Raw genomic sequence first — 12,232 nt, forward strand, 5'->3', positions numbered from 1 at the left:
CTCCTCAGTGGAATCGGCACCCCGAGCCTAACGGCTCAAGGCGGGCAACGCCGCCTACTTCAGAGTTTCAACAGAGACCGGGACATTCCCCATGTTGCCTCCATGCCTTTGGGATCGCGGCGGTCGGCGCGCCGCGCATCTTGGCGAGAGACGACCAGTCGTCCACGGCCTTGAGATAATTGATCGCGGCCTTGACGGTTATTCCGCCCGGGGCGGCGTCGGTCTCGATGCGGGTGGCGATTTCGAAGAACAATCGCCGGGCGCTCCGCCATTTTGTTCGCAGTTGGTCGTAGGGCTTGGTCTCCGCGGGCTTGGCGATCGCCTCCACCTTGGACATGGCCGCCTCGAGGTCGGGTCGCGGCAACCGTTCGAAGAGCACGTTTCGCCATTCATTGAGGGGCAAGGCGTCGTCGGTCAAAACCAAGAGACCCATCGCGTGAAGCAGCATCGCGGCGCCATCAAGATCGCGCAGACTGCGCAGCCGGGCCTGTTTGTCGGCGGCTTCGGCCCCCTTGACCATGTCGGAGAGCAAAGCCTCGGCCAGCTCGGCGGCATCGTCCTGCGCCGCTGCTTCGAGCGTATGAAAGAGCGCGGCTACGGTCGCGGTTCGACGAGGCTCCTGAAGAGCGGCGATGGCCGCAGGTTGAACGCCCGGACCGCGTCGAGCCGATCAAGGTGGCGGAAGAGCTCGGTCGGCATGCGCTTCGAGGGAACGGTCCGCAGCGCGTCCAAGGCGGCGAACGTGGACGTGTCGCCGTCGTCAAACAGGGCGGCGATGCGCGCCCGCTGGTCATCGCTCAGGCTGGCGACCAGATGGCGCCAGAGCCTGGTTCGCGCCCGATCGCGAATTCTGCCAACCAATCGCTCGACAACCGTGACGCCCGGCAGAAGCACCTTGTTGGCGATGAGCCAGGCCGCGGCCCGATCGATCAGGGGGCCGGGTCGATCGTCGCCGCTCCAGCACAGGGCGTAGAGCCATCGGGTCAGCCGGAAACGCGCCACGGCGTTTTCGCCGAAGTCCGTGAAACCGCAGTGCGTCCGGATGAGCGCGAGGTGACGGACGCGGCTGCTTCCGTCAAAATATGCATCCACGCCTGTGCCGGGCGCGAGGGCGAGCTGCTCGATCAGGGTCGCCAAGACCGACGCCGGGATCTCGGCGGGCGAGACTGGAAATGCGCCCAGAAACCGGGCGCTCGTCAGCATCACAGCAAAGCCGAGCCGATTATGGTCACCGCGCAAAGTTCCGATGAGTTCGCGATCGGTTTGGTCCAAATGGAAATATCGCGCGAGTTGATCGGCCGACGGTTCGTCCGTGCCTATCCGCTTAACGCCCATACCCACAACATGTAGGGTGTCGCCACTGTCCCGAATATAATCCGGTCCTGGTTGGCGCGGTAGCATTTCCTGCAAGGCCGAGCAGCGAGCGGAACGCATTGAACGGGTAGAAGCGGCGGTTGAACCGGAATGTGAACTCGTTGAGATATGCCTGAAGGTGCTTGTCGCTGACGCCATGATGAATGCCGTTCAGCCATGTCTTCAAGTTTGAGAAGACCAGATGGACGATGGGCATGAACTCCTCCGACACCTGCGGGTCGCCGCATTGGGCGATCGCATGATGGTCGTAGCCTTCCTTGCGCAGCCCGCCATAGCCGCTCCAATCATCGGTGATGACCAGCGTGCCAGGTTCGACGGCACTCTTGATGAAGCTCCCCAGCACAGCGGCGCTGCGGTCAGCGGCAATTACCAGACGGACACGACCCGCATAGCGACCGCCCCGACGGTTGTCCTGGGCAGTGCCCGGTTCGCGGTGGCGCACCTCGACAGCGGCAGCCACCAGCGTCTTGTGATGGACGCCTCGGCCTTCGCCACGCGTCCGCCCGCCAACCCACGTTTCATCCACCTCGACATGCTGGTCGGCATGTCCGCCGATGCGGTCCTGACCGGGACGCACCATGGCGGCGCGAAGCTTGTGGAGAATGCCGAACGCCGTCTCGTAGCGGGACAGGCCAAGTTGGCGCTGAAACTGGACGGCGGACAAGCCGGTGGTCTGGCTGGCAACCAAATAGGAAGCCCAGAACCACACGCTGAGCGGCGTATGGCTGCGCTCCATCACCGTACCGACGGTCAGGCCGGTATTCTTTCGACAGGCCCGGCAACGCAGAACGCCAGGGCGGTTCTCGAAGCGGAACGGATCACCCAGCACGCCACAATGCGGGCAGGTGAAACCGTCCGGCCAGCGGGACCGCTCCAGATAGGCGGCGCAGGCCGCATCATCAGGAAAAAGCCGCAAGAACCCCGGAAGCGGTTCCGGAAACCGAAGGTCGGCTCGGTCGAGAACGTCCACAGCCGCCTCCTATCCGCTTGACGCCCACCCTAGATGTTGTGGGTGTGGGTGTAAAGCGGATAGGCACGGGTTCGTCATCAAAGCGGGCAAAGCCCTGACGCTGGGCGTCAGTAAGGTGGCGGGTGGGCATTCCGTGCGAAACTTTCAACTTTTGCGAAGGGCGCGAGTGGCACCGCCAAATAAGGCCAATGTCTTCGCAAAACATATGTGCGAAATAAAATCGTTTTGCAGCAACTTTCGCACGATGCTCGGAGCCACCACATGAAGATTGGCTACGCGCGCGTTTCCACTGAGGACCAGAACCTCGAAATCCAGTGCCGCCGACTCTCGGAGGCAGGTTGTGAAATGATGTTCGAGGAGAAAATATCGGGGGCCGCTCGCGGGCGGCCCGAGCTCGAAAAGCTGATGGGGCATCTGCGCAGGGACGATGTTCTGGTGGTCGCGCGCCTTGATCGCTTGGCGCGATCCACCATTGATCTTCTACACATCGCCGAGCGCATCAAGGAGAAGCAGGCAGGATTACAATCGCTTGACGAACCATGGGCCGATACCACATCCCCGTCCGGCGTAATGATCATGACCGTCTTCGCCGGGATAGCCCAGTTCGAGAGATCTCTGATCTTGAAGCGGACCGACGAGGGGAGAAAGGCGGCGATGGCGCGCGGTGTAGCATTCGGACGCCCGAAGAAAATGCGCCCCGATCAGGCGGAGCTCGCTCGCCAACTCGTGTCCGAGGGCAAATCTATCAGTTCCGTCGCAAGGACCTTCAACGTCCACCCAGCAACCATCTATCGCTGTATCGAGCCAAACGGATCCTTATGACATTTTTCTGTTCCGCTCAGCCGCACGACCCAACGTCAAGCGGTGGCGGAACGGAAAGATGGCCCTCAGATGGGTTGCAGCCGGCATGATCGAGGCGGCTAAGGGCTTCCGCAAGCTCAAGGCGCATAAGCAGCTACCAATCCTCAGGGCCGCCCTCATCGCCCATCAGGAGCGCCTCGCCGAAAAGCCCGTTGCCCCCGCTTCGAGGGCGGCGTAACCTTCAACTCGGCAACGCCGCCCGCCGAAGTTCAACAAGCTTCGGGACATCCCCCGGCAACGCCACCGACCCGAGACGACGCGCTTCGGGCCACGGGTATCTGCGTGTCGAACGCCGGTCTCGGCTTCGCAAGCGTCACGATCGTGCGCTCGCCGGCTTCTCCTGCACCGGCGACCCGTCGTCAGCGAGGGCACCGCAGAGTAAAATCAATGCCGATCGGACGCGACCGTCACTCGTCCCGGCACAGCCCTCAGTCGAAAACCCCATAACTCAACGACTGGCATTCCGTGGGTTCGTTCTTCGGCGACTTTCGTACGCCTCGCGGCGCCCGAAACCCTTCAGGTGAGCCGAAGGGCCGCTTTCCCGCTTCCGCCTCCCGTAAGCTGACGGATCGTTCTCGGTCACCTACGGCCACGCTCGTGCAGGACCGGGCCGAGATAAAGGCCCACCCCGAGGTCTGCCACAGATCGGGTAATGTGCCTCACATAGTTAGCTAACGCCACCTTCCGGAATGGTTTCCTTGGAAACTCCGATGGGGAGGTGGCACGTCCGCTCGGCAACGCGTTCTCGAGTGCCGGTTAGCCGCTCCCCGGCACCTGGAGCCAGTACGGCGGGTCGCCGATCGCCTTTCGGATATGGTCGACGAATGCCTGGGTGTGGCTTTCGACAATTTCCCGGTGGGGAAAGATCGCATAGATGCTGTTGGTGCCCGGTTGGGACCCTGGAAAGAGCTCGATAAGATTCCCACCAGCTAGTTCCCGGTAGACGTGATAGCGATAGAGATTGGCGATGCCCAGCCCATCGAGGCAGGCATTCTTGATGACATTACCGTCGTTGGACGTGAACGTGCCTGAAACCTGCAACGTCTCGCCGTCATCTCGCGTTCGGACGCGCCATCCTTCATGGGCGCCCGACAAAAGGCTCACTAGGCAGGTATGCTTCGCCAACTCCTGCGGAGTCCGGGGGGTACCGTTCGCTGCCAAGTAGTCGGGCGAAGCGCAGAAGGCCCGAGCGTTGGGAGCGAGGCGAAGCGACCTAGTCTTAGTCTCGGGTTGGTCCCTGAGCATGATCGCTACGTCAACGCGCTCGCGAACGAGGTTGGGCATCGCGCTGCTGACGATCACGTCGACCGTGACATTCGGATGCTTTCTAAGAAACGGCGAAAGCATGGGCGATAGGACCGCGGTGCTGAAGGAAGGCGAGACCACGATTCGCAGATGGCCTCGAATTTTCGCCGGCGAGACCGCCTCCGACTCAGATGCCTGACTGATCTCCGCGATTACCGCGCGGCAGCGACGATAGAACCGCTCTCCCGCCTCGGTCACCGAGACGCGTCGCGTGTTCCGGTATAATAGCGGGAATCCGAGCTCCGTTTCCAAGCCGGCGACGCTCTTGCTCACCGTCGACACGGCTAGGTGCAACTGCCGTGCCGCGACCGTGTAACTCTGCGCCTCGGCAACCGCAACGAAGATCCGAAGCGACCGAATGCTGACTGGGTCGAGCGGGTACGCTCTAGGATGCGGCGGCATATCCGTTTTTTCCTGTTTCAGAAAAGTCTTTTCGCTCATTGCCTGATTGTCAAGGAGCTAGCTGGATCTTAGCGTACCCTGAGTGGAGCATTGGAGGAGGTTGCGGCGATGTCAGTCACACTGCCTGACCATGGTTTGTCGGGTCGCGGATGGGGAACTCGTGTCGGGTTTGGTGCGAGGCCGGCCTTGGTGGTCGTCGACCTCTCTCTCGGCTTCACGGATCCCGCATCGGACCTGGGAACGGACTGCTCCGACACGATCGCCAGCGTCAACTTGCTACTTGCCGCGTTTCGCGTGGCGGGCGGGCCTATTTTCTTCTCCACCATCGCTTATGACGAGCCGAACGCGGCAGATGCAGGCGTCTGGACCAGAAAAATCCAAAGCCTGCCGCTGCTGGCGGCCGGATCGAAGTGGGTGGAGCAGGATCCAAGGCTGAAGCGAGAAGCGAATGATCCCATTATCAGCAAGAAGCAGGCCAGCTGCTTCTTTGGCACGAACTTCGAACACGCGTTGCGGGATCAGGACATCGACACGCTGGTGATCGCCGGAGTCTCCACCAGCGGGTGTGTCCGCGCCACCGCAGTCGACGCGGCGCAGCTTGGCTTGCGAGTCATCGTCGCAGCTGAGGCGGTCGGAGACAGACTCCCCGAGGCCCATAGACAGAGCCTTGTCGACATAGACTTGAAATACGGGGACGTGATGGGAGTGGGAGAAATCAGGGAACACCTGCGGCGCAAATCCTAGGGATCAGCCGCGGCCCGACACGCATCCAGAGTAACAAACGGAGGAAAGACATGCGCAATTCAAAGTTTAACCAGACTACTGGCCTGAAAGCGTTTGCAACGACAATTGGCCTGCTCGCGTCGGTGACGTCCTTCACGGGCGCTCAAGCGCAGGAGATCGTGCAGATCGGCCTGGCGACCCAATCCTGGTTCCCCTCGATCGTGGCTGAGGCCGCTCAGCGGCAGGGCTTCTTCGAGAAGGAGGGGATTGCGGCCGAGTTGACTGTTTACCAGAGCGGCGCCGAAGCCTTCACCGCATTGGCTGCCGATGCGGCGGATGTCATCTCATCCTCACCAAACATCATCGCACGCGGCCGTCTGTCGGGGGTCGACGCCCAAATGGTCGCGGAGCTGGGAGCGGGAAATTACGGCTGGCAACTGATGGTGCCTGAAGGGTCTGACATCGACGATGTCAGCGAGCTTGCCGGCAAGAATGTCGGCATCACCTCAGCCGGCTCTCTCTCCGACATGCTCGCACGCTGGACCATGGAAACAAGTGACGTCGAATTCACCGCCGTGCCGCTTGGCCAGGGCCTCGTTCCCAATCTGATCAGCGGCAACGTTGATGCCGTCGTCCTCTACTCTCCCCTCAGCTATCAGGTCGCCCTCGATGGCGACGGCAAGACGTTGCTTGATTATGGTACTGCAATGCCGGAGCATCTGAACTCCGGCTGGGCGGCCAGCGACAGCTTCATCGAAGATGATGCCGAAGTCCTTCGGAAAGTCGTGCAGGCTCTCTCGGCCGGAACGGCATACCTTCAGGAGAACCGGGCGGAAGCCATCAGCCTGATCGCAGAGATCAATAATGTTTCCGAGACGGTAGCCGAGCAGGAGTACGAGAACGTCTTCCTGAAGTTGTCGGCAACTGGCGAGATGGACGTGGCCGGCACCGAAGCGGCGCTTGATATTTATCGTATCGGGGGCATGACCGAGGCTCCGCCCGCCGAGGATCTCTTTACCAACGAGATGGTCACGACAACCCAGGAATGAATCGTGTGCTAACCAGCAATTGGAGGACAATGCTTGCTCGCTTGAGCATCGTTCTCGCCCTGTTCGGCGGCTGGGAGCTTGCTCCCGCCGTCGGACTGGTCGATCCACGTCTTCTTCCCCCAGCGAGCGAGGCCTTTGCAACCCTGCTCGGGCTGCTGGGAACGGAAAGCTTCCTATCCCACCTGGGGACGACGCTTGCAGAAACGGCAGCTGCGTTCCTGATCGCAGTCCCGGTGGGGGCTCTGCTCGGAGTTCTGATCTCGGAAAGCCGGTTCGCCTCTGCGGTTTTCAAGCCGCTCGTGTTCTTCGTTTTCAGCATTCCGAAGTCGATCTTCCTTCCGATCTTCATTCTGATTTTTGGCATCACCTTTTCGCAAAAGGTAGCCTTCGGCGTCTTCTCGACAATCTTCATCGTCATGATGACGGCCTTCGCGGCTGTGGATTCTGTTCGCGAGGAACATTTGAAGGTGGCGCGCTCGTATGGTGCGACGACTTGGCAGACAGTCACGCGCGTGTACCTGCCCAGCATGACACCGGTGCTTCTCGAGGCCGTGCGGCTGGCGATGATCTTCAATTTTACCGGCATCCTGCTCGCCGAGATGTACGCGTCTCGCGAAGGCCTCGGGAATGTCATCGGCGCCTGGGGACAGGGATTTCAGCTCCACGAACTGCTTGCCGGAATTCTTCTCGTCGCCGGCCTCTCGATCCTGTTCAACGAGGTCGTGCGATCGGTAGAGGCAAGATGCGAGCATTGGAGAGGATGACGATGCGGGCGGACAGCATGTCGGGGATCGTTGAGGTCCGCGACCTGAACCACGTCTATTCAGCCAACGGGCAGGAGACCGAGGCCCTCAAGGACATTCACTTCACCGTCGAGACCGGCAGCTTTGTATCGATCGTCGGCCCGAGCGGTTGCGGAAAATCCTCTCTTTTGATGATGCTCGCGGGTTTGATCAAGCCGACGAGCGGCACAATCATCGCCAAGGAAAGTCCGATGGCGGGACCTGATCCTTCGCGCATTGGCGTCGTGTTCCAGGATGCCAGCCTTTACCCATGGTTGACAGCGCAGCACAATGTGGAGTTTCCGCTCTCGCTGCGCGGAGTGAAGAAGCCGATTCGGCGGGAGAAGGCGCGCGACGCCTTGGCACTGGTGGGGTTGACTGACTTCGCCGGGAGCTATCCTCATGAGCTGTCCGGTGGCATGAAACAGCGTGTCTCGATCGCCCGGGGGCTAGTGCAGGATCCACCTATCCTTTTGATGGACGAACCCTTCGCCGCGCTTGACGAACAGACGCGCATCCAGATGGGCGATGAGTTGCTGCGCATATGGGACCAGACGCGCAAGACGGTGATCTTCGTGACCCACGGCCTGAGCGAAGCCCTCTATCTTTCGGACGAGGTCATCGTCTTGTCGGGACGCCCCGGCCGTATTCTCGATCGGGTGAGGGTCGATCTGCCTCGTCCCAGGACGCTGGAGGTAATGGCAAAGCCGCGCTTTGCGGAGCTTCGCGATCGCATCTGGCAGATGATAAAGACATGAGATCGAATATGCCCCTGGATGCAAAGGCGGCCGTAGTCCGTTACGTTCTTGTGGTCTTGCTGCTCGTCCTGTGGGAACTGCTGCCGCGATTGGGATGGGTACCGGTCCTCTTCCTTCCACCCCTGAGTGAAACTCTGCACGCTCTCTTCGGTGACCTCGAGGAATATATCTATCACCTCGGAGTGACCCTCCAAGAGATAGCGGTGTCGTTGATCTTCGCGTGCGGTGGGGGCATTGCATTGGGCTTAGTCCTAGGGGCGTCCCTTCCCGCAGGCCGACTTTTGCTGCCGGTCATGTCGGGCCTGTTTGCGGTTCCGCTCGTAGTTCTATATCCGCTCTTCACGGCATGGTTTGGAATCGGCCCAGAATCCAAGATCGTCTTCGCTAGCGTCTACGGTTTTCTTCCCACGCTATTGGGCACGGCGGCGGGAACCCAGACGATCGACCGCCACCTCGTGGTAGTGGCGAGAAGCATGGGCGCAACGTCACTGCAGCAGATCCTGCGGGTATATATTCCTGCGACCATGCCGACCGTTCTCGCTTCTTTGCGAATTGGCGGGGCTTTGGTCATTGTCGGCGTCGTAGTGGCCGAAATGCTAACTTCGACCGCCGGGATTGGGTTCTTAATCTCGAAGTACCGGACACTGCTGGACAGTCGGCATGTCTTCGCATCGATCCTGCTCGTCCTAGCACTGGCAATCGCCTTCGATCTCATAGTGCAACTTCTGGAGCGGCGGACGGTCCGCTGGCGCCGAAGCGCTCGCGACACCGGTACTGCTGCGTCCTACGCGTGAAGCGGACGGAACCTGTTCGGCGGCAGGCTCTCGATCTGCATTCCGCATCGAGCCCCAGGCGCGGGATCGGGAAGTTCTCTAGCCAGGTCGGCCTGGATCAGGCGAACAACAGTCTCTGAAAGGACCGCGGATTGAAGAAAATCACACTCTCGTTCGATAATGGTCCCGACCCAGAAATAACGCCCTACGTCCTGGATGTACTGGCGCGCCACGAGATTCGCACGACGTTCTTCGTCGTTGGCGAAAAACTTCGCGACCCTGCTCGGCGCAGGCTCTGCGAGCGAGCCCGCGCGGATGGCCACTGGATCGGGAACCACACTTTCAATCACCTGACTCCCTTGGGGCGGAGCCAGTATCCGGAGGCTTACCGCCTGGAGATCGCCCGGACGCAGGAGCTGATCGGAGAGCTGGCCCACCCGCACAAGTTCTTCCGCCCCTTCGGCGGGGGCGGAAACCTCGACGACTCGCTGCTCGATCAGCCATCGCTGAGCCATCTTCTGAAGGAACGCTTCACCTGCATTCTCTGGAACGTGGTGCCGCGCGATTGGGAAAATCCTGGTGGATGGGTGTCGACTGCGGTCGAACAGTGCCGAAGCGAGGAATGGCCGCTCGTGGTCCTGCACGACCTGCAGACCGGCGCGATGTCGCACCTTGAGGAATTCCTCCTGGAGATGCAGAGCGATGGCGCGCAGTTCGTGCAGGAATTCCCGGATCTCTGCGTGCCGATCGCCCGCGGCGAGATCGTGGGCGAGATCCGACCTTTTGTTTCAGAGAGTCGAACGACCTTCCAGAGCAGGTACAGCATTAGATCTTGCTCGCCCGGCTCTGAAGCTCCCACAGATGAGAGGAAATTGCGTGGCTACCCTCACGTATCACCTACGACCCGCTGAGTTGAGCTGGACCTGCAACTGCCGCTGATCATACTGCAGTTCAGCGGCGCGATGACGGTTGCCATGTACGAAGAGTCGGTCGTTGAGCACCGGCAGATAGCCAGTGCCATTCTCGCCGGCAATCCTGATGCTGCGGAATGGGCGCTGCGCGATCATCTGGGGCGGGCGCACCAGATCGCCGTCCGCATGGATCGGTCGGTTTTCAGGCGTTGAGATATCCCGTAGCACGGATGATGCGGCGCGCCGCGGTTGCCGCTGGCCGTTCACTGTAGGCGGCTCAGACAAACAGGACGAAGGGGAGGAACTATGTCCAACCACCACACGCTGCTGCCTACCTCGCTGGTCGGCTCCTACGCCCAGCCGGACTGGCTGATCGACCGCAAGAAGCTCGGCATGCGCTTCCCGCCCCGCGTGCGGGCGCAGGAACTCTGGCGGATCGACCCCGAGTGGCTCGAGGAGGCACAGAACGACGCCACGCTGATCGCCATCCGCGACCAGGAGCGCGCCGGCCTCGACATCATTACCGACGGCGAGATGCGTCGCGAGAGCTATTCCAACCGCTTCGCCACCGCCCTCGAAGGCATCGACATCGACAACCCCGGGACCGCCCTCGACCGCAGCGGCCATCCGAACCCGGTGCCGCGCGTCACCGGTCCGATCCGCCGCATGCATCCCGTCGAAGTCAAAGACGTAAAGTTCTTGCGCGCCAACACCGACCGGCGGGTCAAGATCACCGTGCCGGGCCCCTTCACAATGGCGCAGCAGGCGCAGAACGACTTCTACGACAGCGAACGGGAAGTGGCGCTGGCCTATGCCGCGGCAGTCAACGAGGAGATCCGCGACCTCTTTGTCGCTGGCGCCGACATCGTGCAGATCGATGAGCCCTACATGCAGGCGCGTCCCGAGAAGGCTCGCGAATACGGCATCGAGGTCGTGAACCGTGCGCTCGAAGGGGTTGTGGGCGAGACCGCCCTTCACATCTGCTTCGGCTATGCCGCCGTTATCCACGAACGCCCAGAGGGCTATTCGTTCTTGCCGGAGCTTTCGGGTTCGACGGCTCGGCACATCTCGATCGAGACGGCGCAGTCTTCGCTCGACTGCAAGGTGCTGGAGAACCTGCCGGAGAAAGGCATTATCCTCGGGGTCCTCGACCTGTCGACGAACGAGGTAGAGACAGCCGAGACCGTCGCCGCCCGGATCCGGCGGGCACTGCCCTACGTGTCGGCCGAGCGGATCACCGTGGCGCCTGATTGCGGTCTGAAGTACCTGCCGCGCGATGCCGCCTTCGGCAAGATGAAGGCCATGGCGGACGGGGCGGCAATCGTGCGCCGGGAACTCGTCGGGTAGACGACCCAGCGCTTCTTCCTCACCGGGGACAGGTGGCGCAGGAACGCGCGGCGGTCGGCGAGATGCGCCATAGCGCCGAAGAACTGGAGCCTGCCACCATTGTGCAGCGCCATCAGCCGGACGAGGAAGATCCGCCGGAACAGCGCTCCGAGCACGCGCACCGGCAGCAGGAACGCGGGCCGCGATGACACCCAGCGATCGCCGCCTGGCGTGATGCCGCCGCCCGGCACGATCATGTGGACATGCGGGTGGTGGGCCAGCGCCGAGCCCCAGGTATGGAGCACGGCGGTGATGCCGATCCGGGCACCCAAATGCCGGCGCCGAACTACGCTGAGCTATGGCGGACTTTGGGTGATGACGGTCTGAGGAAGGCGGCGTATCGAGGCGGGTGTCGAAGCCTGCCAGAACCTCCCGAAGGAGCGATACGCCATGACGACAGATAGCACCGTTCTTGCCTTTCAGCATCGGGGCGAGATCGACGATCCCCTGACATTGGTGCTGCGCGACGGCGCTCGCCGGCTGCTGGCGCAGGCGGTCGAAGCGGAAGCCGAGGCGTTCCTGGCCGCGATGCAGGATGAACGACTTGCCGACGGCCGCGCCCGCGTCGTCCGGCATGGTCACGGACCTGAGCGAACGATCCACACGGGGATCGGGCCGGTGCCGGTGAGACGTGTCCGTCGCAGAATGCCTCGCTCGTCTCCTGCGGATACACCAAATGCCAAGGCGCAGCCATCTATTTCGGACAGTATCAAGCGGCGTCTAGTAGCGCCGGGCGATGGGTCACAGCGTCAGGAGGCCGAAATGGCGGCCAACCCATCTGATAATGGGAAAAAACCGGGCCACTGTAGCCCGCGCGGAGCGGTGGCAGATGCCCGGCCGGTATCAGTTATAGAGCGACGATTGGGATGAGCGGCAGCGTCAATTACGATAAGCGCCTGCGGTCGAGGTCGAAGGTTTCCTAATTGTCGCGCGAGGTC

Annotated in this window: 13 protein-coding genes and 3 pseudogenes; 11 read left to right on the forward strand and 5 right to left on the reverse strand. The window is 61.7% G+C overall.

Translation table 11 applies throughout. The annotated features are described in order from the left end of the window. Positions 1-67 precede the first annotated feature (67 nt). The 3 genes from VQ044_RS21365 to VQ044_RS21375 all read right to left on the reverse strand — a co-directional run bounded on the left by VQ044_RS21365 (position 68) and on the right by VQ044_RS21375 (position 2,344). Positions 68-520: a hypothetical protein gene (locus tag VQ044_RS21365; protein ID WP_327649462.1), complete on the reverse strand. Its 453-nt coding sequence runs from the start codon at positions 518-520 to the stop codon at positions 68-70. Positions 521-594: 74 nt separating this feature from the next. After that, the gene (locus VQ044_RS21370) at positions 595-1,434 is read right to left on the reverse strand and encodes a DUF4158 domain-containing protein (RefSeq protein WP_327649463.1); all 840 of its coding nucleotides are present in this window, start codon (positions 1,432-1,434) and stop codon (positions 595-597) included. Then, a complete protein-coding gene (locus tag VQ044_RS21375; RefSeq protein WP_327649465.1) occupies positions 1,325-2,344 on the reverse strand; it encodes an IS1595 family transposase in 1,020 nt (339 codons plus the stop codon). Before VQ044_RS21375 ends, VQ044_RS21370 begins: the two co-directional genes overlap by 110 nt. 261 nt (positions 2,345-2,605) lie before the next feature. On the opposite strand from VQ044_RS21375, the gene VQ044_RS21380 reads away from it, so the two are divergent. Then, complete coding sequence (locus VQ044_RS21380) at positions 2,606-3,166, forward strand: recombinase family protein (RefSeq protein ID WP_327649466.1); 561 nt, start codon at positions 2,606-2,608, stop codon at positions 3,164-3,166. 31 nt (positions 3,167-3,197) lie between these two features. After that, positions 3,198-3,383 (forward strand): annotated as a pseudogene (locus tag VQ044_RS21385) (IS256 family transposase); the annotation flags it as partial. A gap of 578 nt (positions 3,384-3,961) precedes the next feature. On the opposite strand, the gene VQ044_RS21390 reads toward VQ044_RS21385, so the two are convergent. After that, entirely contained in the window at positions 3,962-4,951 is a 990-nt protein-coding gene (locus VQ044_RS21390; protein ID WP_327649468.1) for a LysR family transcriptional regulator, read from the reverse strand. Between the two features lie 150 nt (positions 4,952-5,101). Between VQ044_RS21390 and VQ044_RS21395 the strand changes: the two genes are divergently transcribed. From VQ044_RS21395 to VQ044_RS21430, 8 genes are all read left to right on the forward strand, one after another. Beyond that, on the forward strand, positions 5,102-5,656 hold the full coding sequence (locus VQ044_RS21395; RefSeq protein ID WP_327649477.1) for an isochorismatase family protein: 555 nt from the start codon (positions 5,102-5,104) through the stop codon (positions 5,654-5,656). A 50-nt stretch (positions 5,657-5,706) separates the two neighbouring features. Beyond that, positions 5,707-6,684: an ABC transporter substrate-binding protein gene (locus VQ044_RS21400; protein ID WP_327649469.1), complete on the forward strand. Its 978-nt coding sequence runs from the start codon at positions 5,707-5,709 to the stop codon at positions 6,682-6,684. 41 nt (positions 6,685-6,725) lie between these two features. Next, complete coding sequence (locus VQ044_RS21405; RefSeq protein ID WP_327649470.1) at positions 6,726-7,448, forward strand: ABC transporter permease; 723 nt, start codon at positions 6,726-6,728, stop codon at positions 7,446-7,448. A 2-nt stretch (positions 7,449-7,450) separates the two neighbouring features. Continuing rightward, complete coding sequence (locus VQ044_RS21410; RefSeq protein WP_327649471.1) at positions 7,451-8,224, forward strand: ABC transporter ATP-binding protein; 774 nt, start codon at positions 7,451-7,453, stop codon at positions 8,222-8,224. Between the two features lie 8 nt (positions 8,225-8,232). Beyond that, positions 8,233-9,018, forward strand: coding sequence for an ABC transporter permease (locus VQ044_RS21415; RefSeq protein ID WP_327649472.1), 786 nt, complete (start codon positions 8,233-8,235; stop codon positions 9,016-9,018). 131 nt (positions 9,019-9,149) lie between these two features. Next, positions 9,150-9,908: a polysaccharide deacetylase family protein gene (locus tag VQ044_RS21420; RefSeq protein WP_327649473.1), complete on the forward strand. Its 759-nt coding sequence runs from the start codon at positions 9,150-9,152 to the stop codon at positions 9,906-9,908. 51 nt (positions 9,909-9,959) lie between these two features. Continuing rightward, positions 9,960-10,121, forward strand: coding sequence for an FCD domain-containing protein (locus tag VQ044_RS21425; protein WP_327649474.1), 162 nt, complete (start codon positions 9,960-9,962; stop codon positions 10,119-10,121). A gap of 93 nt (positions 10,122-10,214) precedes the next feature. Further along, a complete protein-coding gene (locus tag VQ044_RS21430; protein ID WP_327649475.1) occupies positions 10,215-11,255 on the forward strand; it encodes a 5-methyltetrahydropteroyltriglutamate--homocysteine methyltransferase in 1,041 nt (346 codons plus the stop codon). Here VQ044_RS21430 and VQ044_RS21435 read toward each other — a convergent pair. Further along, positions 11,252-11,572 (reverse strand): annotated as a pseudogene (locus VQ044_RS21435) (transposase); the annotation flags it as partial. The gene VQ044_RS21430 and the pseudogene VQ044_RS21435 sit on opposite strands and share 4 nt — an antisense overlap. Positions 11,573-11,684: 112 nt before the next feature. Between VQ044_RS21435 and VQ044_RS21440 the strand changes: the two are divergent. After that, positions 11,685-11,939, forward strand: a pseudogene (locus VQ044_RS21440) (IS256 family transposase); the annotation flags it as partial. Positions 11,940-12,232: the final 293 nt, after the last annotated feature.

The organism is Aurantimonas sp. C2-5-R2, assembly GCF_036549495.1.
Lineage (GTDB): Bacteria > Pseudomonadota > Alphaproteobacteria > Rhizobiales > Rhizobiaceae > Aurantimonas > Aurantimonas coralicida_A.

Excerpts from the sequence above, each read along its gene's own strand:
- VQ044_RS21425 (WP_327649474.1), top strand. The coding sequence starts at position 9,960 with ATGACGGTTGCCATGTACGAAGAGTCGGTCGTTGAGCACCGGCAGATA.
- VQ044_RS21400 (WP_327649469.1), top strand. The coding sequence starts at position 5,707 with ATGCGCAATTCAAAGTTTAACCAGACTACTGGCCTGAAAGCGTTTGCA.
- VQ044_RS21365 (WP_327649462.1), bottom strand. The coding sequence starts at position 520 with ATGGTCAAGGGGGCCGAAGCCGCCGACAAACAGGCCCGGCTGCGCAGT.
- VQ044_RS21410 (WP_327649471.1), top strand. The coding sequence starts at position 7,451 with ATGCGGGCGGACAGCATGTCGGGGATCGTTGAGGTCCGCGACCTGAAC.
- VQ044_RS21430 (WP_327649475.1), top strand. The coding sequence starts at position 10,215 with ATGTCCAACCACCACACGCTGCTGCCTACCTCGCTGGTCGGCTCCTAC.
- VQ044_RS21370 (WP_327649463.1), bottom strand. The coding sequence starts at position 1,434 with ATGCGTTCCGCTCGCTGCTCGGCCTTGCAGGAAATGCTACCGCGCCAA.
- VQ044_RS21380 (WP_327649466.1), top strand. The coding sequence starts at position 2,606 with ATGAAGATTGGCTACGCGCGCGTTTCCACTGAGGACCAGAACCTCGAA.
- VQ044_RS21390 (WP_327649468.1), bottom strand. The coding sequence starts at position 4,951 with ATGAGCGAAAAGACTTTTCTGAAACAGGAAAAAACGGATATGCCGCCG.
- VQ044_RS21415 (WP_327649472.1), top strand. The coding sequence starts at position 8,233 with ATGCCCCTGGATGCAAAGGCGGCCGTAGTCCGTTACGTTCTTGTGGTC.